The sequence below is a fragment of the Streptomyces rectiverticillatus genome (assembly GCF_013394065.1).
Taxonomy (GTDB): domain Bacteria; phylum Actinomycetota; class Actinomycetes; order Streptomycetales; family Streptomycetaceae; genus Streptomyces; species Streptomyces rectiverticillatus.
The window spans coordinates 4048145-4072542 of the sequence record NZ_CP040752.1; the positions used below are offsets into that span (position 1 = coordinate 4048145).

At 71.2% G+C, this 24398-nt stretch carries 20 protein-coding genes, 1 tRNA gene and 1 pseudogene; 13 read left to right on the forward strand and 9 right to left on the reverse strand.

Going from position 1 to position 24398, the window contains the following annotated elements:
- Positions 1–8 precede the first annotated feature (8 nt).
- On the forward strand, positions 9–881 hold the full coding sequence (locus tag FGW37_RS17600) for an SURF1 family protein (RefSeq protein WP_179081917.1): 873 nt from the start codon (positions 9–11) through the stop codon (positions 879–881).
- Here the strand turns inward: FGW37_RS17600 and FGW37_RS17605 are convergent.
- Complete coding sequence (locus FGW37_RS17605; protein ID WP_179081918.1) at positions 775–2694, reverse strand: S9 family peptidase; 1920 nt, start codon at positions 2692–2694, stop codon at positions 775–777. The two genes, FGW37_RS17600 and FGW37_RS17605, sit on opposite strands and share 107 nt — an antisense overlap.
- 98 nt (positions 2695–2792) lie before the next feature.
- Entirely contained in the window at positions 2793–3713 is a 921-nt protein-coding gene (locus FGW37_RS17610) for a phenylalanine 4-monooxygenase (protein ID WP_179081919.1), read from the reverse strand.
- 141 nt (positions 3714–3854) lie between these two features.
- Here FGW37_RS17610 and FGW37_RS17615 point away from each other — a divergent pair, with 141 nt between their 5' ends.
- The 6 genes and pseudogenes from FGW37_RS17615 to FGW37_RS17640 all read left to right on the forward strand — a co-directional run.
- Positions 3855–4130, forward strand: a complete 276-nt coding sequence (locus tag FGW37_RS17615; protein ID WP_179081920.1) for a DUF1876 domain-containing protein — start codon at positions 3855–3857, stop codon at positions 4128–4130.
- A gap of 644 nt (positions 4131–4774) precedes the next feature.
- Positions 4775–5800 (forward strand): 2,3-diaminopropionate biosynthesis protein SbnA, encoded by a 1026-nt coding sequence (gene sbnA / locus FGW37_RS17620; protein WP_179081921.1) that lies wholly within the window; start codon positions 4775–4777, stop codon positions 5798–5800.
- Positions 5801–5802: 2 nt separating this feature from the next.
- Positions 5803–6810: a 2,3-diaminopropionate biosynthesis protein SbnB gene (gene sbnB, locus FGW37_RS17625; RefSeq protein WP_179081922.1), complete on the forward strand. Its 1008-nt coding sequence runs from the start codon at positions 5803–5805 to the stop codon at positions 6808–6810.
- Between the two features lie 77 nt (positions 6811–6887).
- Positions 6888–8849, forward strand: coding sequence for an FAD/NAD(P)-binding protein (locus tag FGW37_RS17630; RefSeq protein ID WP_179081923.1), 1962 nt, complete (start codon positions 6888–6890; stop codon positions 8847–8849).
- Positions 8846–10411: an L-lactate permease gene (locus tag FGW37_RS17635; RefSeq protein ID WP_179081924.1), complete on the forward strand. Its 1566-nt coding sequence runs from the start codon at positions 8846–8848 to the stop codon at positions 10409–10411. Before FGW37_RS17630 ends, FGW37_RS17635 begins: the two co-directional genes overlap by 4 nt.
- Positions 10412–10442: 31 nt before the next feature.
- A pseudogene (locus FGW37_RS17640) lies at positions 10443–11381 on the forward strand (hydroxyacid dehydrogenase); the annotation flags it as partial.
- Between the two features lie 149 nt (positions 11382–11530).
- On the opposite strand, the gene FGW37_RS17645 reads toward FGW37_RS17640, so the two are convergent.
- The 3 genes from FGW37_RS17645 to FGW37_RS17655 all read right to left on the reverse strand — a co-directional run bounded on the left by FGW37_RS17645 (position 11531) and on the right by FGW37_RS17655 (position 14311).
- Positions 11531–12766, reverse strand: coding sequence for a metallopeptidase domain-containing protein (locus FGW37_RS17645; protein ID WP_179081926.1), 1236 nt, complete (start codon positions 12764–12766; stop codon positions 11531–11533).
- A gap of 411 nt (positions 12767–13177) precedes the next feature.
- A tRNA-Pro gene (locus FGW37_RS17650) sits at positions 13178–13251 on the reverse strand.
- Positions 13252–13384: 133 nt separating this feature from the next.
- Complete coding sequence (locus tag FGW37_RS17655; protein ID WP_179081927.1) at positions 13385–14311, reverse strand: metallophosphoesterase; 927 nt, start codon at positions 14309–14311, stop codon at positions 13385–13387.
- Positions 14312–14570: 259 nt separating this feature from the next.
- Here FGW37_RS17655 and FGW37_RS17660 point away from each other — a divergent pair, with 259 nt between their 5' ends.
- On the forward strand, positions 14571–15035 hold the full coding sequence (locus tag FGW37_RS17660) for a GatB/YqeY domain-containing protein (protein WP_179081928.1): 465 nt from the start codon (positions 14571–14573) through the stop codon (positions 15033–15035).
- A gap of 103 nt (positions 15036–15138) precedes the next feature.
- Here FGW37_RS17660 and FGW37_RS17665 read toward each other — a convergent pair whose 3' ends face one another.
- Entirely contained in the window at positions 15139–17367 is a 2229-nt protein-coding gene (locus FGW37_RS17665) for a transglycosylase domain-containing protein (RefSeq protein WP_179081929.1), read from the reverse strand.
- A gap of 384 nt (positions 17368–17751) precedes the next feature.
- On the opposite strand from FGW37_RS17665, the gene FGW37_RS17670 reads away from it, so the two are divergent.
- A complete protein-coding gene (locus FGW37_RS17670) occupies positions 17752–18087 on the forward strand; it encodes a WhiB family transcriptional regulator (RefSeq protein WP_058045538.1) in 336 nt (111 codons plus the stop codon).
- A 76-nt stretch (positions 18088–18163) separates the two neighbouring features.
- On the opposite strand, the gene bagB is transcribed toward FGW37_RS17670, so the two are convergent.
- Entirely contained in the window at positions 18164–19690 is a 1527-nt protein-coding gene (bagB, locus tag FGW37_RS17675) for an ArsA family ATPase (RefSeq protein WP_218650646.1), read from the reverse strand.
- 14 nt (positions 19691–19704) lie between these two features.
- Positions 19705–20697 carry an ATPase BagA gene (gene bagA / locus FGW37_RS17680; protein ID WP_179081930.1) on the reverse strand — a complete coding sequence of 331 codons (993 nt, stop codon included), beginning with the start codon at positions 20695–20697 and terminating at the stop codon, positions 19705–19707.
- A gap of 284 nt (positions 20698–20981) precedes the next feature.
- Between bagA and sp36 the strand changes: the two genes are divergently transcribed.
- From sp36 to FGW37_RS17700, 4 genes are all read left to right on the forward strand, one after another.
- Entirely contained in the window at positions 20982–21140 is a 159-nt protein-coding gene (gene sp36 / locus FGW37_RS17685; protein WP_086785308.1) for a Sp36 family protein, read from the forward strand.
- A complete protein-coding gene (locus FGW37_RS17690; RefSeq protein WP_058045540.1) occupies positions 21137–21601 on the forward strand; it encodes a RidA family protein in 465 nt (154 codons plus the stop codon). The genes sp36 and FGW37_RS17690 overlap by 4 nt, the downstream gene beginning before the upstream one ends.
- 132 nt (positions 21602–21733) lie before the next feature.
- Positions 21734–22621, forward strand: a complete 888-nt coding sequence (locus tag FGW37_RS17695) for an NUDIX hydrolase (RefSeq protein WP_179081931.1) — start codon at positions 21734–21736, stop codon at positions 22619–22621.
- A complete protein-coding gene (locus FGW37_RS17700) occupies positions 22618–23451 on the forward strand; it encodes an MBL fold metallo-hydrolase (protein ID WP_179081932.1) in 834 nt (277 codons plus the stop codon). Before FGW37_RS17695 ends, FGW37_RS17700 begins: the two co-directional genes overlap by 4 nt.
- Before the next feature lie 186 nt (positions 23452–23637).
- Here FGW37_RS17700 and FGW37_RS17705 read toward each other — a convergent pair whose 3' ends face one another.
- Positions 23638–24312, reverse strand: a complete 675-nt coding sequence (locus tag FGW37_RS17705) for a Crp/Fnr family transcriptional regulator (RefSeq protein WP_030367278.1) — start codon at positions 24310–24312, stop codon at positions 23638–23640.
- Positions 24313–24398: the final 86 nt, after the last annotated feature.

Sequence of the window (24398 nt, forward strand, 5' to 3'; positions counted from 1 at the left end):
GTGGTGGTGTGTATCGGTTCCTGCTGACTCCCCGCTGGTGGGCGATCAACGTCTTCACCGTGGTGGCCATCCCCTTCTGTCTCTTCATGGGCAGCTGGCAGCTCGGCCGCTTCGAAACGCGCGTCGACTCGCACCGCGAGCAGCAGACGCATGCCGACGACGCCCGGAAGGCCGAGGCCGAGCCCCTGCGCGACCTCCTCCCGGTGACGACGGAGACCTCCGGTCGCCGGGCGACGGCCTCCGGCCGCTACGACACCGGGCACCAGCTGCTCGTGCCGGAGCGGAGCCTGGACGATCGCCAGGGCTTCTACGTGCTGACCCTGCTGCGCACCGACGACGGCAAGGCCCTCCCTGTCGTCCGGGGCTGGCTGCCCGGCGACGCGGACTCCAAGGCCGACACCGCCGGGGTGCCCGCCCCGCCGGCCGGCCGCGTGACGGTCACCGGCGCCCTGCAGTCCTCGGAGAGCCCCGGCTCCAAGGGCGTGCACTCGGGCGGCGGCCTGCCCGAGGGCCAGGTCGGCGTGATCAGCGCCGCCTCACTGGTCAACCTCGTGCCGTACGGGGTGTACGACGCGTGGATCACCGCCACCGAGGCGGACGGGGCCATGACCCCGGTGCCCCCGGCCGCCGCCCCGGGCAGCGGCCTGGACCTCAAGGCCTTCCAGAACCTCGGCTACACCGGTGAGTGGTTCGTCTTCGCCGGCTTCGTGCTCTTCATGTGGGCCAGGCTCTTCCGCCGGGAGGCGGAGGCCGCGCGCGACCTGGCCCTCGGCATCACTCCGGAGCAGGCTCCGGACGGCCCGGGACAGGCTCCGGAAGGTCCGGGGCGGGACGGCCCAGATGACGCTCAGCAAAAGCGATCTCCAGCCGGAGCTGCTTGATCCGCTCCTCCACCACCAGGGAGCCGTGCCCGGCGTCGTAGCGGTAGACCTCCAGGGGGTGGCCGCGGCCCTCCAGCCGCTCCACGTAGTTCTCGATCTGCCGGATCGGGCACCGCGGGTCGTTCATGCCGGCGGAGATGTAGACCGGCGCCCGCACCTCGTCGACGTACGTCAGCGGGGAGGACGCCGCGTAGCGCTCCGGCACCTCCTCCGGGGTGCCGCCCAGCAGCGTGCGGTCCAGGGCCTTCAGGGCCTCCATCTCGTCGTGATAGGCCGTCACGTAGTCCGCGACGGGCACGCCGGCCAGGCCCAGCGCCCAGGCGTCCGGCTGGGTGCCCAGGCCGAGCAGCGTCAGATAGCCGCCCCACGACCCGCCGGCCAGCACCAGCCGCTCGGGGTCGGCGATGCCCGCGGAGACCGTCCAGTCCCGGACCGCCGCGATGTCCTCCAGCTCGATGAGACCCACCCGGTGCTTGAGCGCGTCCGTCCAGGCGCGGCCGTAGCCCGTCGAGCCCCGGTAGTTGATCCGGACGACCGCGTAGCCGTGGTCGACCCAGGCGGCGGGGCCTGCGGCGAAGGCGTCGCTGTCGTGCCAGGTCGGTCCGCCGTGGACGTCGAAGACCGCGGGGAAGGGACCGGTGCCCTCCGGCACCTGGATCAGGGCGTGCACCTTGCCGCCCGGCCCGTCCACCCAGACGTCCCGGACCGGCACGGACCGCGGGGCCCGGCCGACCCCGCCCGGCAGCGCAGGCGGATCCAGCACGACCTGCCCGCTCGTGGACCGCACGACCGACGGCTCGGCCGCCGAGGACCACAGGAACTCCACACTGCCGTCCGGCCGCGGCAGAGCGCCCGACACCGTGCCCACGGGGGTGTCCAGGCGGGTCAGCGAGGCATCGGCCAGGTCGTAGCGCCACAGCTCGCTGCGGGCCTGGTGGCTGTGCTCGATGAGCAGCGCGGAGCCGTCCGGATACCAGCCGGCGTCCAGGTCGCCCGGCAGGTCGACGGCGAGAGCCGTCTCCTCGCCCGTGGAGGCGTCCCACAGCATCGGCTCCCAGCGGCCCCGCCGCTGGTGCCCCACGAGCAGCCGGCAGTCCCCGGGCACCGGCGCGAAGCCCATGACCGCCAGGCCCAGCTCCTCGGTGCCGCCGCGGGTGTCGTCCAGCTCGGCGACGGTGCTGCCGTCCGGCCGCACGATGCGGACCGCCGAGTGCATCGCATCGCCGTGCTCGGTGTGCTCGATCGCGATCAGCGTGCCGTCGTACGACATGCCGCCGACCCCCGCGGACTCGGCGTGCCGGTAGATCTCCACGGGCCCGGCGCCGGGCCGCGCCACGTGGACCGTCGACCCGCCCTCGTCCGTGGAGCGGCCGACCACGGCCGTGCCGTCCCGGCCCAGGGCCAGGCCTGCCGGGTAGGAGGGCTCGAGGCCGGGCACGGCGGGCTCGTCGGCGCCGCCGTGGAAGGGCTGGCGCATCCACACGCCGAACTCGTCCCCGTCCTTGTCGGCGAACCACCAGATCCACTCGCCGTCGGGCGGCAGCACCCCGCCCGTCGTGCCGTTCGGCCGGTCGGTCACCTGGCGCTGCGCGCCCGTGGCGCGGTCCCACGCGTACACCTCGAAGGTGCCCGTCACGTTCGACACGAACAGTGCGCGGTCGGGGGCGTCCTTCGCCCATCTCGGCAGCCCGACGCGCGGCGCCCGGAAGCGCTTCTCCCAATCGGGCATGGCCGCCGCCGTGCCCTGCGGGGCGACGGCGGGCCCCTCGTCCTTCTGCCCGGACTTCTGCTCGGACCCGTTGCTCTCAGTCATGGCCCCATTCTGCGCCGGAGCGGGGACATCGTGCCGAGGGCGGCCTCAGCCTGTGGATAACTCCGTTCCGGATGAGGCCATTCCGCCCGGGCGCGGGCTCAGGACCGGTCGCCCGGCACCGGGCGCAGGCCCAGCCGGTCGGCCGTCTCGTCGTCGAAGTCCTCCAGGAATCCGGCGAGCGTGTCGGCGAGGTGGTTCATGCACCGCGCGCCGAACAGCACCGGCTGGTAGCCCGAGACCCGGTAGGGCGTGGCGACCATGGCCCGGACGTCCAGCTCCCGGACCTCGCACGAGCCCAGTCGCTCCAGCTCCCCGTACGAGGACAGCAGCGCCGCGCCGTATGCCTTGACCCCGCCCCCCGTCCCGCCCCCCGTCCCGCTCCCGGTCCCCTTCTCCGCCATCACGCCGAACTCCAGCGTGAACCAGTACACGCGGCTGATGACGTCGAGGGCCTCGGGCGTGGTCAGACGCGTCGCCGTGCGGCCGAACATGCGGTAGAGCTCGGCGAACCCGGGTGCCGCCAGGTGGATGCCGTGGCCGAACACGTCGTGGATCACATCCGGTTCGGGCGTGTACAGCGGCACCGACGGGTGGCGGACGAACTGCACGGCGTGGAAGTAGCCGCGCGCCATCGAGCCGAGGAAGCGCCGGTTCTCCACGAACCCGCCCGCGAGAGTGAACTCGAACCCCGTCAGCGGCTTCAGTCGCGCCCCGACCTCCGCGTGCTGCGGTACGTGGTCGGCCGGCACGGGGGCCGCCTCCGCGGCGTCCAGCACCTCCCGGCAGGCGTGCGCCCGGTGCGCCTTGCCCAGAGCGCCGTGGACCGTGCGCCACGTCGCGTGCTCGTCCTCGGTGTAGTCCACCGTCGGCGACGGGTCGCCCACGCGGTGGCCGCGGGCCCGCTCCACCAGGATCTTCCGCCGCTGCAGGTACCGGCTGTCGCACCGCCCCGGGTGCTGCGCCGCCGGGCCGAGCCTGCCTCCCGGCGTCACCGGCGTGCGTGACCAGAGTTGACTCATGAAACACAGGGTGCCCAGGCGAGAGCAGGGGGTAACATCTGCGGGTCGAGTAGGGCCCTGAGATGCGGCGGGGCTGTACCGGTGCCAGCGTGGACAGTGGGCCCAGGTGTGTGCTCTGCGCTCTGGTACAGGAGGTTTGCCATGACGACCAAAACGGCGTGGAACGCCCAGATCGACATCACCGAAGAGGGCCGTAAGGTCACCGCCGATGCCACGCTGATCGGTAAGGGCGGGGAGCGGCGGCTGGTGGGTCATGGCGTCGCCCGGTGTAATCCGGCCGACCAGAACGACCCCGCCATAGGCGACGAACTCGCGGCGGCCCGCGCCCTTTCCGATCTCACCAACAAGCTGCTCGACAACGCGGCCCGCGACATCGAGTCGCACACCCACGAGCCGGTCAAGGGATCGCTCGGCTAGCCCCTGAACCCGGACGCTTCCGGAACCCGGCCTCCCGGCCGCAGAAACCCGCCCGGCTCCGCGCCGGGCGGGTTTCTGCGTGCCGTAACGAAAAGCGGGGGCGCCCCTGCGCCGAATTACCGGCAATGCGCATTCTCCCGCCGCGTCGGTGCGCGAGTTCCACCTCCCCTTCGGACTTGATGCCCGTACCATCCCTACGGAGGTACCCGCCGATCTCGCCGCCCACCGCCAGGATTTGCACGCTGACGCAGACCGGCCCCGCACCCCCCTCTCGTACACACCCCAGCCGCTCACAGCGAAGTGACCGGCCGCCAGACACTGGGCGGCCGGTCATTTTCGTAGCGCACTGCTCCCACGGCGCTGACCTGTCGGCCCCCCCGCCGGCCCGCTGACACCCCCCGCCGGCCCCCTGTCAGGACCAAACAGGCCCGACGGGGGTGACGACAAGTCGCCGACGACTTCTCGCCATGGACATCTCATGGTCAACAAAGTCCTGCCCGGGCAGAGTTGGACTCAGGGAGTGGCGGCCCGGCCTGCCACCGCGAAACCCCCTTCCCCCGAGCGCCCAAGGGAAAGGCTCCGGAAAGTTGTCGGGGTGCCGTCGTTTCCCGTGCCCACCCGCGGAAATACGAGGCGATCAATCAATGATCTATCAGAGCACGCACGAGATGATCCTGGACGACGTCTTCCTCGACCTGTCCGGTTTCATATCGGGGGTCGATGTCCTGCTCAAGCTGGAGGGCTTCAATCCGGCCGGATCCATCAAGATGAAGGCTGCGGTCGGCCTTCTCGAGGACGCGGAGAGCCGCGGGGTCCTGCGCCCCGGAGGCCACGTCATCGAATCCTCCTCCGGCAATCTGGGAATTGCGCTGAGCTCGGTGTGCGCGGCCCGCGGCTACCGCTTCACCTGCGTCGTCGACCCCAATACGTCCGCCCTCAGCATCGCGCTGATGAAGGCCTTCGGCGCGCAGGTCGTCTCGGTCGACCAGCGGGACGCCAACGGCGGCTTCCTGCAGTCCCGCATCGACTACATCCACCGGCGGCTCGCCGAGGACCCCGCGCTGGTCTGGCCCAACCAGTACGCGAACCCCGCCAACCCCAAGGCGCACTACGAGCGCACGGCGGCCGCCATCGTCAAGCAGGGGCTGGACGTCGACTACCTCTTCGTCGGCGCCGGGACCACCGGGACGCTGATGGGCTGCGTCGCGTACTTCCGGGAGCACTCCCCGCACACCCGCGTGATCGCCGTCGACACCGTCGGCTCGGTCACCTTCGGGAACCCGCCCGGCAGGCGGTACATACCGGGGCTGGGCACCAGCCGCCGGCCCGAGATCTTCGACCCGGAGCAGATCGAGCACACCGTCATGGTTCCCGAGGCCGAGGCCGTGCGCATGTGCCGCCGCCTCGCCGCCCAGAGGGGCATCGTGGCGGGCGGCTCGACCGGGTCGGTACTGGCCGCCGTCGAAAGCCGGCGGGACGAGATCCCCGCCGGCGCCCGCGTCGTGGCCATCGCGCCCGACTTCGGCGACCGGTACCTCAGCACCATCTACGACGACACATGGGTCCAGGAACGGTTCGGCGCCGACGTCACGGTGCCGAACCAGCGCGGTCACTCTGCCACCACACCGAATCCGATTCCCGGCACCGGCGTGCCGGCCCTGAAGGGATAACAATGTTCGAGTTCAGCGTCATCGGCGGAAAGACCGCCCGCGACATCATCGGCCGCACGCGGCAGCAGATCGTCACGGAGGTGCGCGAGACCTATCTGACCCACCACGCGGGCGAGTCGGTCAACCCCAACAGCTACTTCCTGCGCTTCCCCGACAAGCCCGACAGCCGCATCATCGCCCTGCCCGCCTACCTGGGCGGCAAGACGGACGTGGCCGGCATCAAGTGGATCAGCAGCTTCCCGGGCAACATCAACAAGAGCTTCCCGCGCGCTTCGGCCGCCCTGCTGCTCAACGACTACGAGACCGGCTACCCCTTCGCCTGCCTCGAGGCCTCCCAGATCAGCGCCGCCCGCACCGCCGCCTCCGCGGTCCTGGCCGCGGAGCAGCTGACCGGCGGGCGCACCGCCCGGCGGCTGACCATCGTCGGCGCCGGCATCATCGCCCGCAACATCCTGGAGTTCTTCACCGCCCAGGAGTGGGCCGTTGAGGAGCTGGTCATCCACGACCGGCTGCCCGAGTACAGCAAGGCCTTCGCCGAGTACGCCGGCTCGTCCCTGGGCTACCGGACCACGACCGAGGACGACCTGACGGCCGCCCTGACCGGCTCCGACCTGATCGTCTTCGCCACGACGGCCGGCGAGCCCTACGTCACGGACGCCGCCACCTTCACCGCCGGCCAGGTCGTGCTGAACGTCTCGCTGCGCGACATCGGCCCGGAGATCATCCTCGGTGCGCAGAACATCCTCGACGACATCGGCCACTGCATGACGGCCAACACCTCCCCGCACCTGGCCGAGCAGAAGTACGGGCACCGCGACTTCATCGACGGCACGCTCGCGGAGGTCATCCTCGGCGAGGTCCGGCCCGACCGCGACCGTCCGGTGATCTTCTCCCCGTTCGGTCTGGGCGTCCTCGACCTGGCCGTCGGCATGCACGTCTACCGCACGGCGCGGGAGAGCGGCGAGACCGTCGACGTCCCGGACTTCTTCGGCGAGACCCGGCGGTGGTGACGATGACACTGCCTCCTACCTCTCCTCCTTCCTCGCCCTCTTCTTCTGCTTCCGCCGTGACGTCTCCTGTGCCGACCTTGTCCACGTCATCCTCCACCTCCGCCTCGGCCCCCGCCCCCGCCGCCATGGACCTCGGTGCCTGCATCATCGGCTTCGGCTCCCGCGGCCTGGGCGTCCTGGAGCGGATCGTCACCCTGACCTCGGCCCCCGCCTGGGGCGAGCGGCCGTTCACGGTCGACGTCGTCGACCCGCTGTGCGACGCCACGGGCATCCACGATCCGGCCCAGCCCGATTACCTGTTGCTCAACACCACCTGCAACCAGGTCTCGCCGTTCCCGGAGGAGGCCACCGTCGGCGACACCGTCGGCGACCGCGGACCCACCCTCTACGAGTGGGTCCGCGAACGGGGGCTGCGGCTGGCCGAGGACGGCTACACGCTCGGCCCCGTAGGCCGCGAGATACGCGAGGACGACTACCTTCCCCGCCGCATACTCGGCGAGTACCTCTCCTGGTTCCTGCGGCGGGTCGTGGACCGTGCCCCCGACCACCTGGAGATCCGCTTCCACGCGGGCGAGGCCACCGAGCTGACCGTCCTGCCCGACGGCAACCGCCGCATCGTCCTCGACGACGGCGGCGTACTGACGGCACCGTTCGTCTTCCTCACCACCGGCCACACCCCGCCGACCGCCCCGCCCACGCCGGAGCGGTCCCCGGGGGAGCACCGCAGGGTCCGGGACATCTACCCGCCGAAGAACCGTTTCGCGGACATCCTGCCCGGACAAACCGTCGCCCTCGGGGGTACGGGACTGTCCGGCATGGACGCCCTCGCCGCGCTCACCCTCGGCCGGGGCGGTCGCTACACCACCGTCGACGGGACCCTGCAGTACGTCCCCAGCGGCTCGGAGCCCCGCATCCTGCTGTACTCCCGCACCGGGCTGCCGTTCCGCGCCCGCCCCAGGGCCAACCGCCAGGGCCCGCTGTACACGTCCCTGGTGCTCACCCCGGAGGCCGTCGACCGCCTGCGGGCCGACGGGCCGGGGGAGGGAATGAGCCTCCACGGCGACCTGCTGCCGCTGGTCCGCACCGAGATGCGCATCGCGTTCCACCTGCGCTGCGCCGGGCTGCTCGGCGGCGACGAGGCCGAGACGCGGACGGCCGGCACCCTGCGCGAGGCCCTCGCGGCAGGACGGCTGGAGACCGAGCTGGACCGGCTCGACGACGCGCACCGGGAGGACTTCGGCGTCCTGGACCCCGAGGCGCTGCTCTTCCCCGAGACGGGCGAACTCCCCGACAGCGGCGCCTACCAGGCCTGGTACGCCGGGCGCATCGCCGAAGACCTGGAGCAGGCGGAGCTGGGCCTGTCCGGCAGCCCGCTCAAGGCGGCGCTGGAAGTGCTGCGCGACCGTCGCGAACTGCTCCGCCGTGCCGTGGACTTCGCGGGCCTGGACGAGAAGTCCCACGAGGAGTTCTACGGTTCCTTCACCGCCGTCCTGAACCGGTCGGTGACCGGTCCGCAGCTGGACCGCCACCAGGAACTGCTCGCCCTGCTCCGGGCAGGCGCCGTCGCCGTCCCCTTCGGCCCCGAGCCGGAGCTCGCCTGGGACGCGCAGGAGGAGCGCTGGCGGCTGTCCTCCACGCGGCTGGGCACGCCGTACACCGCCACCGCCGACTGGCTGTGCCACGCCACCTCCGGCCAGCCCGACGTCGAGCGCACCGGCAGCAGGCTGCTCGCGGACCTGGTCCGCAACGGCACCATCCGCAGGCACCGTCCCGCCGTTGCCAGCAGCCGGGGCGTCGACCTCACCCGCGGCCTGCACCCGGTCGGCCGCGACGGCGAGCCGGACGAGCGCATGTGGGTGCTCGGCCCGCTGTCCGAAGGCACCACCTTCTACAACCACTACGTGCCGTCGCCGGGCGGCTTCTCACGGGCCCTGATGGACGCCCACCGCAGTGTCACCGCCATGCTCGAAGCAGCGCAGAGCCTGTCCGAACTGCCCCTGACGACTGCAGAGATGGCATCTGCAAAGGTGGCTACGTGAACGCTGCTCTCGCAACCCTCCCCATCCTCGTCACGCTGGGGCTCCTCGCCCTGAGCGTGCGTGCCCTGTACGCAAGCCTGGCGGCCCTGGCGACCGCACTGGTCCTCACGGCCACCTCGTTCCGCACCCCGCTGGGCGATCTCGGCGACGCCCAGCTGCACATGCTGCCGACCATCGTCGAACTGGGCGCGATCCTCTTCGGAGGCATCCTGCTCAGCGAGCTGATGACCCGTACCGGCGCCCAGTCCCGCATGGGCAACTGGATAGGCAGCGCCTGCAGTTCCCCCAGCCGGGCGGTACTGCTGGTGATGCTCGGAGTGACGCCGTTCGCCGAATCGCTCACCGGCTTCGGCATCGGCGTCATCGTCGCCATCCCGCTCCTGCGCCAGCTGGGCCTGCCGCCGGCGAAGGCCGCCGTGGTCGGCCTGCTGGGCCTGGTCACCGTGCCGTGGGGCTCCCTGGCACCGGGCAGCCTCGTCGCCGCCGAACTCGGTGACGTCGACTTCCAGCAGCTGGGCATCGACTCCGCCCTGCTGTCCGCGCCCGTCTTCCTCATCTGCGGTGCCGCGACGCTGGTCGTCGCCCTCGGCGCACGCCGGGCGCTGGCCTCGGCCGGCGACCTGCTGCTGGCCGTGGCGGCGCTCTGGGGCACCGTCTGGGCCGTCAACACCTTCATCGGCGTGCCGCTCGCCGGCGTCCTCGGCGGACTCGTCACCATGGTCGTCCTGCTGGTGGTCTCCCGGATGCTGGAGCGGGACGGCGCGGAGGGCAAGCGCGAGCCCATCGGCCGCACGCTCTCCCCGTACGCCTTCCTCGTCGCCGGCCTCCTGGTGAGCCGGCTGATCCTGGAGTCGGCGGGCGTCAAGGAAGGCTGGTGGACGGTCGTCGCCGGCCCCGGCGGCTGGCTCCTGGTGACCGCCGCCCTCACGCCGAAGCTGCTCGGCGCCGGGGAGCCCGTCCTGGGCCCGGCCGCCGTCGCCGCCATCGGCCGCTGGTGGCAGGTGACCCTGACGACCGTCGTCTTCCTCACCCTGGGCACCGTGCTCACCGTGACCGGCATGAGCCGGGAGCTCGCCGAGGCCTGCGCCACGATCGGCTCCTCCTACCTCGTGCTCGCCCCCTGGATCGGCGCCGTCGGCGGCTTCCTCGCCGGCTCCAACACCGGCGCCAACGCGATGTTCGCCGCCAGCCAGGCCAACACCGCCGAGGCGCTCGGCTACTCCACCGGGCACCTCGTCGCCGTGCAGAACGTCAGCGCGGCCCTGGCCTCGGGCGCCTCCAGCGCCCGCGTGGTCCTGGCCGCACAGCTGGCGCAGAACGCCCCGGGCCCGGCGGCGCCGCCCAAGGCACCGGAGCCTGCCGGAACGTCCGCACCCTCCTCCTCACCTTCGGGAACGGCGACCGGGACGATGACCACCCCGGTGGTGCAGACCGCCGTAAACGCGGATACGGACACGGACGCCGACCGCCCCGTGGACACCCGGTGGGTCCTGCGCACGGTGCTCTCCGTGCACGCCCTCGTGTTCCTCACGACGGGAGTCATCGCAGTCCTCTGGCAATGAGACCCGAGAGAACCCGACAGAAAGAACGCTCATGACCCACCCCGTTGTGCTGATAGCCGACCAGCTCTCACCCGCAGCAGTCGACGCCCTGGGCGAAGGGGTCGAGATCCGCCACTGCGACGGTACGGACCGCGCCGCCCTCCTGGCGGCCGTCCGGGACGCCGACGCCCTGCTCGTCCGCAGCGGCACCCGCGCCGACGCCGAGGTCATCGCGGCCGGAACCCGTCTCAAGGTCATCGGCCGGGCGGGCGTCGGCCTCGACAACGTCGACGTCGGCGCGGCGACCAGCGCCGGCGTCCTCGTGGTCAACACGCCCACCGCCAACATCGTCAGCGCCGCCGAGCTGACCTGCGCGCTGCTCCTGGCGGCCGCCCGCAACGTCCCGCAGGCCGGCCACTCCCTGAAGCAGGGCTCCTGGGAGCGCAGCCGCTTCACGGGCACCGAGCTCTCGGGGAAGGTGCTCGGCATCGTGGGCCTGGGCCGCATCGGCGCCTTGGTGGCCGAGCGAATGACGGCGTTCGGCATGGAGATCATCGCCTACGACCCCTACGTCACACCCGCGCGCGCGGCAGAGCTCGGCATCGAGACGACCGGCCTCGACGACCTCCTCACCCGCGCCGACTTCGTCACCGTCCACCTGCCCAGGACGCCCGAGACGATCGGCCTCATCGGCAAGGAGGAACTGGCGAAGGCCAAGCCCACCGCCTACTTCGTCAACGTCGCCCGCGGCGGGATCATCGACGAGACCGCCCTGGCCGACGCCCTCCGCGCCGGCCGCATCGCGGGCGCGGCCCTGGACGTCTTCGAGACCGAGCCCCCCGTGGACTCCCCCCTCCTCGCCCTGGACAACGTGGTCGCCACCCCCCACCTGGGCGCCTCCACCCACGAGGCCCAGGAAAAGGCGGGAACCCAGGTAGCAAGATCAGTAATCCAGGCCCTGACGGGCACCCCGGTCCCGGACGCGGTCAACACCCCGGAGCCCCGCCCCTTCGCGGCCGTGGGCAGCTGAGACCGGGATACGGCTGAGACCGGGATACGTACGCACGAGGGACGGGGCCGTTCTCTTTATAAGAGGAGAACGGCCTCGCCCGTTGACCGGAAACAACCCGTGCTAAGCGGTCACCACTTGTACGTCCAGACGGTGTCGTTGTACGCGTCGGAGCTGTTCACGTGGATCCGGATGCGGGCAGTGTCGTCTTGGAACGTCTGGCCGGGTTTCCAGGTCTGCATGTCCAGCGTGGTGCAGTTCCCGGTGGGTGCGGCGGCGTCGGGGTTGCTCACCACGCGGATCGGTCCGTTGCCGGTGGCGGCGGAGGTGTCGACCTTGTAGATCAGTACGCCGGTGGCGCAGGCGTTGGAGTCGTTGTTGGCGGCCTTGCGGGACTCGGCGACGTAGGCCGTAGTGGCGCTGGTCTTGATCACTGCCAGCTTGTAGCCGCTGCCCCCGTACTCCACTCCGTTCAAGGTGGTGGAGTACGTCTTTGCCGCGGACAGACAGGAGACCTGGCTGTCGTTGATCCATCCGAACTTCCACGAGTGCCAGCCGAGGAACTGCGGGGCCCGGCCGCTGACCTTGCCCATGACGTCCCAGCCGCCGACGTACTGGTGCTGATCGCCACTGAAGGCGTAGAGGTCGGGCAGGCCGAAGGTGTGGCCGGTCTCGTGATCGGCGACCTTGTAGCCCCAGTGCCACATGTCCTGTCCGAAGGTCACCGCCCACTTGATCGCCACCCAGGCGTTCGTCTCCTTGTTCCAGACCCAGGTCGGGTCGGCGGGGTTCTGGACCCAGGTGGGGGTGTGAGAGATCGCTGCCGCGGTGCTGGTCGGCACGATGTAGAACATGTCGTAGTCGGCGATGTTGACGCCTGCGTCGGCGGCACCGGTGAGCGCGTCCTTCACATATACCCGGTGCGTGTCCCAGGAGAACCCGCGCGCCCAGTTGTAGTCGGTGGAGTTCTTCGGCATGCGCACCCAGTTGCCGTGCGGGGCCCTCAGGTCCAGCCAGGTCTTGCCGTTGGATGCCTTCCACATCCAGTCGGCGGCGCCGGATATCTGGTTGTAGTAGGGCGTGAGTGGCAGGGACGTCCCGGTGGCGTCGGGGAAGTCCACATAGATCACGCCCACGCGCTTGGTGCCCACCGGTTTCTGGAAGCGGGTGTAGTCGGTTTGCTGGCCCTCGTCGGTGTAGCCGGTCGTCCCTTGGAGCGCACATGCCGAGGTGCTTCCGTTGGACCCATGAGCGGGGTCGGCGGGGACGAGGACCAGGGCCGGCAAGGCGAGCAGGGCGAGCAAGGCGGACAGGACGATTACGGGAGCCGCGACGCGCGTGCGCCGCGTCCCGAGCGAAAAGGTCATCATGTGTCTCCGTGGGGGGCATGATCCGGACTTCGAGGCCCGGGTGGCCGAAACCTTCTCATGGGCGGCGTGGCGGCGCGGAGTTCACCGAAGGGGGGCGGCCGGTGTGCCGAGGGGGTGGCCGTCTGTTCGCGGCTCTCTACGAGCTGGAGCGCAGGGGCCACATCGACGGCTCGCTCTCGGCGCGCCCCGGCATGCGCAAGCGCCTCATGCGGACAGCCGCTGGACTGCCGCCGAGCCCGTTCTCTGTGTCGGAGGTCACGCAATTGGTTGCCGGGTGTACTGCCTAGGGGTTCTCTTTGGGAGCCGACTTCGAAATCGGCTCCCAAACGGCTCCCAAGGTGCCCTCGGAAACGAGTCAGAGCCTTGATCGACTAAGCCGATCAAGGCTCTGACCTGGTGTTTCACCAGTCGGGGTGGCGGGATTTGAACCCACGACCTCTTCGTCCCGAACGAAGCGCGCTGCCAAGCTGCGCTACACCCCGATGTGCGACCGGTTCTTGCTTTTCGCAGGCCCCCGGAGCAACGAGCTCTACTTTAGCGGACCGGAGCCCAGAGGTGAAATCCGATTCCGGGGGAGCCGCAGGTGGGCGGCCCGGAGGGGGCCGCCCGGGGGTGTCAGGCGCGCGGGGTCAGGGTGAGGAGGGTGGCCTCGGGGGGGCAGGCGAAGCGGACCGGGGTGTAGCGGTTCGTGCCGCAGCCTGCGGAAACGTGCAGGTAGGAGCGGTGGCCGCCGGCCTTGTGGGTGGAGAGGCCCTTGACCCGTCCGGGGTCGATGTCGCAGTTGGTGACCAGCGCCCCGTAGAAGGGGATGCACAGCTGGCCGCCGTGCGTGTGCCCGGCGAGGATCAGCGGATAGCGGTCGGCGGTGAAGGCGTCGAGGACCCGCAGGTAGGGGGCGTGGACGACGGCCAGGGAGAAGTCGGCGTCCTCGCGGGGGCCGCCGGTCACCTCCGCGTACCGGTCGCGCTTGATGTGCGGGTCGTCGAGGCCGGTGAGGGCGATGTCGTAGCCGGCGACCTTGAGGGCGCCGCGGGTGTTGGTGAGGTTGACCCAGCCCGCCGAGTCGAAGCCGTCGCGCAGCTCCTCCCAGGGGTTGTGGATCGCGCCGACCACCGGGGCGTTGCCGTTCAGGCCGTGCTTGCCGCTCGCCCGCTCCAGCAGATAGCGGGCGGGGTTGCGCAGCTTGGGGCCGTAGTAGTCGTTCGAGCCGAAGACGTAGGCGCCAGGGAACTCCATCAGCGGGCCCAGGGCGTCGAGCGTCTCGGGCACGCCCTCCGGGTCGGAGAGGTTGTCACCGGTGTTGATCACGAAGTCCGGGCGGAGCCCGGCGAGGGACTGCAGCCAGCGCTGCTTCTTGCGCTGCCCGGAGACCATGTGGATATCGGAGACCTGGAGCACCCGCAGCGGCCGCATCCCGGCCAGCAGCACGGGCACCGTCACCCGCCGCAGCCGGAAGGACCGGACCTCGAAGCCGGCGGCGTAGGCGAGGCCGGCTGCGCCGACCGCCGCGATTCCCAGAGGTACTCCGTATCGAGCGCGCATGGGATACATGGTCGCAGACCGACGGCCTCGCCCCGTCACGGGCTGTGGATATCTTCCGGGCGGCTCGGGCCGGCATGCGGGCCGCACTCGGGCCGGACCCGGACCGGTGCCGCGCCGGTGACGCGGGTCGTATCGAAGGTCGTGTCGCGGGCCGTGTCGCGAGCCGATGTCGCGGGCGCCCCGCGGGAGTTGCGCCTGCCCCGCCGCACCGCGGCCTTAATGCGGGGCGCCATCCGCCGCCGAATGCGAAGATTGCGGCATGACCACGCTCAAGTCCACGCTGCACGACGACCTCACCGCTGCCATCAAGGCGCGTGACGAGCTGCGCTCCTCCACCCTCCGGCTCACCCTCTCCGCCGTCGCCTACGAGGAGACCGCGGGCAAGTCCGCCCGTGAGCTCTCCGACGACGAGGTGCTGAAGGTGATCACCCGTGAGGCGAAGAAGCGCCGGGAGGCCGCGGACGCGTTCGACAAGGGAGGCCGCCCCGAGCAGGCCGAGCGCGAGCGCGCGGAGGGCGAGGTGCTCGCCGCCTACCTGCCGAAGCAGCTGTCGGACGAGGAGCTCGCCGCGATCGTCGCCGAGGCCGTGGCCGAGGCCAAGGCCGGCGGTGCCGAGGGGCCGAAGGCCATGGGTGCCGTCATGAAGGTCGTGAACCCCAAGGTCGCCGGCCGGGCCGAGGGCAGCCGCGTCGCCAAGGAGGTCAAGCGGCTCCTCGCCGGCTGATCGCCGGTACGTCCACGGAGACGCCGAGAACACGACGAAGGGGCGCCCGGACCGTTTCGGTCCGGGCGCCCCTTCTCATGCGCTTCCTATGCTGCCCGGCAGCTCATCGGCCGCCGTCCTGGCCCGTCCCCGGCTGGCTGTGCCGCCCGGTGGTGCCACCGGTCTTACCCGTGCCGCCCGGCTTGCTGTTTCCGCCGCCCTGCTTGTTGCCGCCGGTGCCCGGCTTGGTCTTGCGCCCGCCGCCGCTGCCCTTGCCGCCGTCGCCGCGCTCGCCGCCACCGCCGACCGCCACAGTGTCGAAGGTCGGGGCCTCCTTGCCCTCCAGGGCGCCCGACATCGCGTCGCGCCAGATCGGGCCGGGGGTGTCGCCGCCGTAGACCTTGTCGTGGTACTGGCCGCCGATGGTGATGTTCTCCATCTCGACGTCCTTGCCCGGGCCGCCGACCCAGACCGCACCGGCCATGTTGGGCGTGTAGCCGACGAACCAGGCGGCCTTGCGGCCGTCCGTCGTGCCGGTCTTGCCTGCGCTGTCGCGCCCGTCCAGACCGGCCTCCTTGCCCGTACCGTCCTCGACGACGCCCTTGAGGAGCGTGTTGACCGTGTCGGCGGTCTGCTCGGACATGGCGCGCGAGCACTTGCTCTTCGGGACCGGCAGGCTCTTGCCGTTCGGACCGGTGGCCGCGTTGATCAGGACGGGCGTGCAGTACGTGCCGCCGTTGGCGAAGGCCGCGTAGGCGGCGGCCATGGTGAGCGGGGACATGCCCTGCGTACCGAGCGCGATCGACGGCACCTGGTCCATGTCGGCGCCGGAAGCCGGCTTGAGGCCGAGCTTCGCGGCCATCTTCGTCACCGGGCAGGTGCCGATGTCACCGATCATCTGGATGAAGTAGGTGTTGACCGACTTGGCGGTCGCCTCCCGCATCCCGTACGGGCCGACCTCGCTCCGGTTCTCGTTGCTGACGGTCTCGCCGCCGGAGTTCTTCCAGGTGCCGGTGCACGTGTCCACGGCGTCCGGGTAGGCCATCTGGTAGGGCGACGAGTACGACTTGTTGGGCGAGATGCCCTCTTCCAGGGCGGCCGCCGCCAGGATCGGCTTGAAGGTGGAGCCGGTCTGGAAGCCGAAGTTCGACCCGCCCCGGTTCTTGTCGGCCGAGAGGTTGATCTGCGTCTGGTGGTCGCCGAAGCCGTACGGGCGCGACTGGCCCATGCCGAGCACCTTGCCGGTGCCGGGCTGCACGATCGAGATCGCGGTGGCCACCGGGTCGGACTGGTAGACGTGGTCGGTGATCGACTTCTGGACGGACTTCTGCGTCTGCGGGTCGAGGGTGGTGCGGATCGTCATGCCGCCCTCGTTCCAGCGCTTGGCCCGCGCCTCCTTGGTCTTGCCGAAGGCCGGGTCCTTGAGGAAGACCTCGCGGACGTAGTCGCAGAAGAAGCCGGCACCGTTCACAGCGGTGATGCAGCCGCTCTTGGGCCGGGTGACCTTGAGCTTGAGGGGCTCGGCCTTGGCGGCCGCGGCCTCCTGCGGGGTCACGGCCTTGAGCTCGGCCATGCGCTGCAGCACGGTGTTGCGCCGCTTGACGGCCTCGTTCGGGGCGTTGACGGGGTCGTAGCGGCTCGGCGACTGCACGATGCCGGCCAGCATCGCCGACTCCGCCAGGGTGAGGTCCTTCGCGCGCTTGCTGAAGTAGCGCTGGGAGGCGGCCTCGACGCCGTAGGACTGCTGCCCGAAGAAGGTGATGTTCAGGTAGTTGTTGAGGATTCGGTCCTTGCCGAGCTCCTTCTCCACCTGAATGGCGTACTTCAGCTCCTTGACCTTGCGGCCGAGGGTCTGCTGGGTGGCCACGGCGACCTTGTCGGGGTCGTCGCCGGCCTCCTCCACGAAGATGTTCTTGATGTACTGCTGGGTGAGCGTGGAGGCGCCCTCGGAGACGCCGCCCGACTGCGCGTTCTTGTTGAGCGCCCGGAGCACGCCCTTAAGGTCGATCGCGCCGTGCTCGTAGAACCGCGCGTCCTCGATGGCGACGATCGCCTTCCGCATGTACGGGGAGATCTCGTTCAGCGGTACGACCGTACGGTCTCTGGAGTAGACCTTGGCGATTTCACCGCCCTCGGCGTCCAGGATTGTGGTGCGCTGGCTGAGCGGTGGGGTCTTCATACTGGCCGGGATCTCGTCGAACCCCTCGACCGACTCCTTGGCCACTAGGCCGAATGCCCCGACGGCAGGCAGGGCCAGGCCCGCCAGAACCGCTCCGGAGAGCACGCTGACACCGAGGAATTTGGCGGCCATCCGGGTCCTGCTGGACCCCTCGCCCGAGCGCTTCTTACCCATGGAGGGAAGCCTACGTTCTCATTCGGCGGACAGACGCCCGTGTGTTCGCCTACGCTGTTTCACGCCAGTCACTGCGGTGTGATTCAGCATCATCTCCACTCTCACTCTTGTGGGTGATGAGAGGTGTCCGTATTGCCGTCGGTGTCACCCTCTGGGTTATGAGCCCCGGGTGACCTGCCCCGATATGACGAGTTAGTCGGCAATGTCGTCCGCTCACTCCGTTGGGTGATCTGCCGCGTACGCATAGTCCGTTCGGGCCATCCAAGATTGGGCCCGAAGGGGGTGTTGCCCCCTGCCCGCCTTCCGTAACGTCCTCAACTGGCAACGGTGAATATGCCGCTGCCGCCGTGGGGGAGCCCCGATTCGGGAGAGGACGGCGCCAGCATGGGCTGGGTAACCGACTGGAGTGCGCAGGCAGCCTGCCGCACTACCGATCCGGATGAACTATTCGTTCAGGGCGCTGCACAGAACAGGGCCAAGGCGGTATGCACCGGGTGCCCGGTGCGCACGGAGTGTCTGGCGGATGCGCTGGACAACCGCGTCGAGTTCGGCGTGTGGGGCGGGATGACCGAGCGCGAGCGCAGGGCGCTGCTGCGACGCAGGCCGACGGTCACCTCCTGGCGCAGGCTCCTGGAGACCGCCCGCACGGAATACGAGCGCGGGGCGGGAATCCTGTCCCTCGGCGACGACGAGTACGGGGACTACGCCGCCGTCGGGTAGAGCTGCTCGGTCGGCGGGCCCCCGCAGGCGCGGGGCATCCGCAGCCCGTACGCGCGGGGTACCTGCAGCGCTCGGCTCACTCCACGTCGATGGTGCCCACTTCGGCGCCCGACGGGCCCGTAGAGGCGCCCTCGGAGGCATCCACGGAGGCGGTGGCGGCAGGCTGGACGGCGAGGCGCTCGCCGATCTCCCGCAGTCCCGCCAGGTCGTGCACATCACCGGGCAGGGCTGCCACTTCCGCCACCGCGACCTCCGGGTGCAGAGCGGTGAAGCGGTCACGCGTGCGCCGCTCGCGGGCGAGCACCTGCATGCGCTCGGCGTGCAGCCGCAGCAGACCGGCCGCGGTCTTCGAAGCATCGTCGGCTGCTGAAACCGCTGAAGCCGCCGAAATCGCTGAAGCCGCCGCTGAGACCGCTGAAGCTGCAGAGGCTGTGTTCGGATCTGTGCCCGGATCTGTGTCCGGATCTCCTGAGGATGCCGGCTGGGGGAGGCCGCTCTCGGGAGGGGACGGGACCGTGGGAGCGCCGGTTCCTGCGACGCGGGCGGTACGTGAGCCAGCTTGCCCGCTCTCACGATCCACAATGCCGCCGTCGGCAAGATTTTCCGATGTTCCTTCCGGGGTCGCGCCCGGGGCCGCGTCCGGGAGCCCTTCCGCCAGGGCTTCGGCCGCGGCGAGCGCCCGGTCCGCCGGGAGCTGATCGGCCGCACTGCCGTGCACCCGGTTGAGGACGAGCCCCGCCAGCGGCATCCGTTCCGCGGCCAGCCGCTCCACGAAGTACGCCGCTTCGCGCAGCGCATCCCGCTCCGGCGCCGCGACGACCAGGAAGGCCGTACCGGGGGCCTGCAGTAGCCGGTACGTGGCATCCGCGCGCGTGCGGAAGCCGCCGAACATGGTGTCCATGGCCGCCACGAACGTCTGGACGTCCCGCAGGAGCTGGGCCCCCATCAGCTTGTTCAGCGGCCCGCTCATCACGGACATGCCGACGCCCAGGAACTTCATCCCGGCCCGCCCGCCGAGCTTCGCCGGAGCGACCAGCAGCTTGATGAGTTTGCCGTCCAGGAACGACCCGAGGCGCCCCGGGGCGTCGAGGAAGTCGAGCGCGGAGCGGCTCGGCGGGGTGTCCACGACGATCAGGTCCCACTCGTCGCGGGAGCGCAGCTGGCCGAGCTTCTCCATGGCCATGTACTCCTGCGTGCCCGCGAAGCCGGCCGACAGGGACTGGTAGAAGGGGTTCTCGAGGATCGCCCGGGCGCGCTCCTTGTCGGAGTGGGCCTCCACGATCTCGTCGAAGGTCCGCTTCATGTCGAGCATCATGGCGTGCAGCTCGCCGCCGGCGGATGTGTCGATTCCGGGCACCCGGCGGGGCACGTTGTCGAGCTCCTCGATGCCCATCGACTGCGCCAGCCTGCGCGCCGGGTCGATCGTCAGGACGACGACCTTCCTGCCGCGCTCCGCCGCCCGCAGGCCGATGGCCGCCGCAGTGGTCGTCTTGCCGACGCCGCCGGAGCCGCAGCACACGACGATGCGCGTGCGGGGATTGTCCAGGACGGGGTCGACGGCGAGGACGGACGCGTCGTCGAGACCCCTGCGCTGGGCCGGCACCTGTGCTGCTGCTGTCAACGGGCCACTCCTTGCTTCCGCAGTTCGCGCGCCATGCGGTACAGCCCCGCCAGGTCAACGCCGTCGCCGAGCAGTTCCAGTTCGTACGTGGGGAGGCTGAGCTCCGCTATCCCGGCCCGCCCGCGGTGCTCCAGGGCGAGCCGCTCGATGTGCTCGCGGGCCTCGGCCAGCAGGGGATCGACGAGCTGCTCGGCGAGGCCGGGGTTGCGGGCGCCACCGAAGCCGGTGCGCTCCAGGGAGTGCGACAGGGCTTGCGCCACGGCGGCCCGCTGTCCGTTGGCGGCGGCCTCGACGGCCGCGGCGTCCAGGATCTCCGGCCGGACCATGTTGATGACGACGCCGCCCACGGGGAGGCCCGCCGCGCGGAGCTCCGCGATGCCGTCGCACGTCTCCTGGACGGGCATCTCCTCCAGCAGCGTCACGAAGTGCACCGCCGTCTCGGGCGACTTGAGCACCCGCATGACGGCCTGCGCCTGGTTGTGGATCGGGCCGATCCGGGCGAGGCCTGCCACCTCGTCGTTCACGTTGAGGAAGCGGGTGACGCGGCCGGTGGGCGGGGCGTCCATGACGACGTGGTCGTAGGCGAAGCGGCCCGTGCGGTCCTTGCGGCGCACCGCCTCGCAGGCCTTGCCGGTGAGCAGGACGTCGCGCAGCCCGGGCGCGATGGTTGTCGCAAAATCGATGGCGCCGAGCTTCTTCAGCGCCCGGCCGGCACTGCCGAGCTTGTAGAACATGTGGAGGTAGTCGAGGAGCGCCCGCTCGGCGTCGATGGCCAGGGCGAACACCTCGCCCCCGCCCGGCGCCACGGCTATCTTGCGCTCCTCGTAGGGCAGCGCCTCCGTCTCGAACAGCTGGGCAATGCCCTGCCGGCCTTCCACCTCCACCAGGAGAGTGCGCTTGCCCTCGGCGGCGAGGGCAAGCGCGAGTGCCGCGGCGACCGTGGTCTTGCCGGTTCCGCCCTTGCCGCTGACGACATGGAGCCTGCTCATGATTCGGAGCCTAATTCCTTTCCGACGGCCTTGTGGCGGCAGGTGGCGACATGAGGCTGTTCGAACGATGAGGGTGCGCCGGCGCTCGGCCACGCCCGTTAGGAGGGCGGCCCGCGGGGCCCTCGGCGACCGGAGGACGAGCAGACGGCGACCGCACGGCGACCGCTCGGCGACCGCACGGCCGACTCCGTGGCGACCGCACGACGGCAGCTCGGCCGACCGCATGGACGACCCCGTGGACGGGCCCGGCCGGGGCTGTCGGCGCGAGGCATTACAGTCGGCCTATGACCAAATGGGAATACGCCACCGTGCCGCTGCTCGTGCACGCGACCAAGCAGATCCTGGACACCTGGGGCGAGGACGGCTGGGAGCTCGTCCAGGTCGTGCCGGGGCCGAACAACCCCGAGCAGCTGGTGGCCTACCTCAAGCGGCCGAAGCCGTGAGCGCCGTCGAGAGCCGGCTCGCCGAGCTCGGCCTGACCCTGCCGGACGTCGTGCCGCCGATCGCGGCCTACCAGCCGGCCGTGCGGTCCGGGGCGTACGTGTACACCGCGGGCCAGCTGCCCATGGTCAAGGGCTCCATCCCCGTGACGGGCAAGGTCGGCGCCGAGGTCAGTGCCGAGCAGGCCAAGGAGCTCGCGGCGACCTGCGCGCTCAACGCCCTGGCCGCCGTCAAGTCGGTCATCGGTGACCTGGACCGGATCGTGCGCGTGGTGAAGGTCGTCGGCTTCGTCGCCTCCGCCCCCGACTTCACCGCCCAGCCGGGTGTCCTCAACGGCGCCAGTGAGCTGCTCGGCGAGGTGCTCGGCGAGAAGGGCGTGCACGCCCGCTCCGCCGTCGGCGTCGCGGTGCTGCCGCTGGACGCGCCGGTCGAGGTCGAGATCGTGGTCGAGGTCCGGGACTGAGCCGGGACCGACTCCCGAGCGGGCCGGCGGCCGAGTAGCGGCCGGACCGGGGCCGGGCACCGCCCGGCCGCCCCGGTCCGCCACGGGTCTCGTCCCCTCGAACATCCGCGCGCGAGCGCATAGCATCCGGCCATGTCGACTTCGAACGGCCAGTGGTACCCGCCGGAGTGGCCGGACCGGATCAGAGCGCTCACGCGCGGGGAGCTCCACCCCGTGAGCCCCCGCCGCGCCGCGACCGTCCTGCTGCTGCGCGACGGAGCCGACGGCCCCGCCGTCCACATGCTGCGCAGACGCGCCTCCATGGCCTTCGCCGGAGGCGCGTACGCGTATCCGGGCGGCTCCGTCGACCCGCGCGACGAGCGGGACGTGCCCTGGGCCGGACCGGCGCCCGCGCAGTGGGCCCGGAGCCTGGGCGTCGACGCCGCCTCGGCCCAGGCCATCGTGTGCGCCGCGGTCCGGGAGACCTTCGAGGAGGCCGGGGTGCTGCTCGCCGGGCCCACTCCCGGCACGGTCGTCGCGGACACCACGGGCCCCGAGTGGGAGGCCGAGAGGGCCGCCCTCGTCAGCCGCGAGCTGTCGTTCGCCGACTTCCTCGTGCAGCGCGGCCTGCTGTTGCGCAGCGACCTCCTGGGCGGCTGGGCGCGCTGGATCACGCCCGAGTTCGAACCGCGCCGCTACGACACCTGGTTCTTCGTCGCCGCGCTCCCCGAGGGCCAGCTCACCCGCAACGCCTCCACGGAGGCGGACCGTACGGTGTGGATCCGCCCCGCCGACGCGGCCGACGGCTTCGACCGCGGCGAGCTGCTGATGATGCCGCCCACCATCTCCACACTGCGCGAGCTGCGCCCGTACGGCAGCGTCGCCGAAGCGCTGACCGCCGCGCGTGACAGGGATCTCACCCCCGTCCTGGCCCGAGCGCGGCTCGAAGGGGAGGAGATCGTGCTGAGCTGGCCCGGACACGACGAATTCACCCGGCGCGTCGCCGGCAAACCCTCGGGACCTTCGGAGGCCGACCGATGACATCCGCGACCGAACTCCCCGGCCGCCCGCGCGCAGGGGCCATCGGCGGTCCGGCGACCGCCCGCGCGACCTGCGTCCTCGCGCCCAACCCCTCCGCCATGACGCTCGACGGCACCAACACCTGGATCGTCGCGGAACCGGACTCCGACCTCGCCGTCGTCATCGATCCCGGGCCGCTGGACGACACCCACCTGCAGGCCGTCGTCTCGACCGCCGAGGCCGCCGGGAAGCGCGTCGCCCTCACCCTGCTGACCCACGGCCACCCCGACCACTTCGACGGCGCCGCGCGCTTCGCCGAGCTGACCGGCACCCGCGTACGCGCCCTGGACCCGGCGCTGCGCCTGGGCGGGGAGGGCCTCGGCATCGGTGACGTGGTCACCACCGGCGGCCTGGAGCTGCACGTGCTCTCTACGCCCGGCCACACCGCCGACTCGCTGTGCTTCCACCTGCCCGCCGACCGGGCGCTGTTCACCGGCGACACGGTGCTGGGCCGCGGCACGACGGTCGTCGCCCACCCCGAGGGCCGGCTCGGCGACTACCTCGACTCCCTGCGCCGGCTTCGCGCGCTCGCCGTGGAGGAGGACGTGCGGACGATCCTTCCCGGGCACGGTCCGGTCCTCGACGACGCGCGCGGTGCCATCGACTTCTACCTCGTGCACCGGGCGAAGCGGCTGGCTCAGGTGGAGACCGCCGTGGAGAACGGCTACCGCTCGGCCGCGGAGGTGGTCGCCCACGTCTACGCGGACGTCGACCGCTCGTTGTGGCCGGCGGCGGAGCTGTCCGTACGGGCGCAGCTGGAGTACCTGGGGGAGCACGGGCTGATCCAGTGAGCGGCGCTCCCGCGTCGCCGACGCCGCCCTGTGCGCGCAGTACGAGCGCATGACTCGTGACCCGGGCATGCCGAAGGCCCCTGCCGTTCCCGGCAGGGGCCTTCCGAGCTTGTGGGCGCGCCGGAGGGCGCTCCCGTTATGCCGTGCGCCCGGGGCGTGCGGCGTGCACGCCCCGCACGGCTTGCGTCAGCGGGAGCGCTTCGCGAGCCGCTCCACGTCGAGGAGGATCACTGCACGGGCCTCCAGACGCAGCCAGCCGCGGCCGGCGAAGTCGGCGAGCGCCTTGTTGACCGTCTCGCGGGAGGCGCCGACGAGCTGGGCCAGCTCCTCCTGGGTGAGGTCGTGCACCACGTGGATGCCTTCCTCGGACTGCACGCCGAAGCGGCGCGACAGGTCCAGCAGGGCCTTGGCGACGCGGCCGGGGACGTCCGAGAAGACGAGGTCCGACATCGAGTCGTTGGTGCGGCGCAGCCGGCGGGCGACGGCGCGCAGCAGTGCGGTGGCCACCTCCGGGCGGGCGTTGAGCCAGGGCTGCAGGTCGCCGTGGCCGAGGCCGAGCAGCTTGACCTCGGTGAGGGCGGTGGCGGTGGCGGTGCGCGGCCCGGGGTCGAAGAGCGACAGCTCCCCGATGAGCTCACCGGGGCCCAGGACGGCCAGCATGTTCTCGCGGCCGTCGGGGGAGGTGCGGTGGAGCTTCACCTTCCCCTCGGTCACCACGTAGAGGCGGTCGCCGGGGTCCCCTTCGTGGAACAGGGCGTCGCCCCTCGCGAGGGTGGCCTCGCCCATGGAGGCGCGCAGCTCAGCGGCCTGCTCGTCATCGAGCGCCGCGAAAAGCGGGGCGCGCCGCAGAACGTCGTCCACGAGTTCTCTCCTTGTCGACATGCACAGAGGACCGTGGTCCCCATGATGCCCGTCGGTAAAACTGTGTGATCAAACACAAGTGTCGC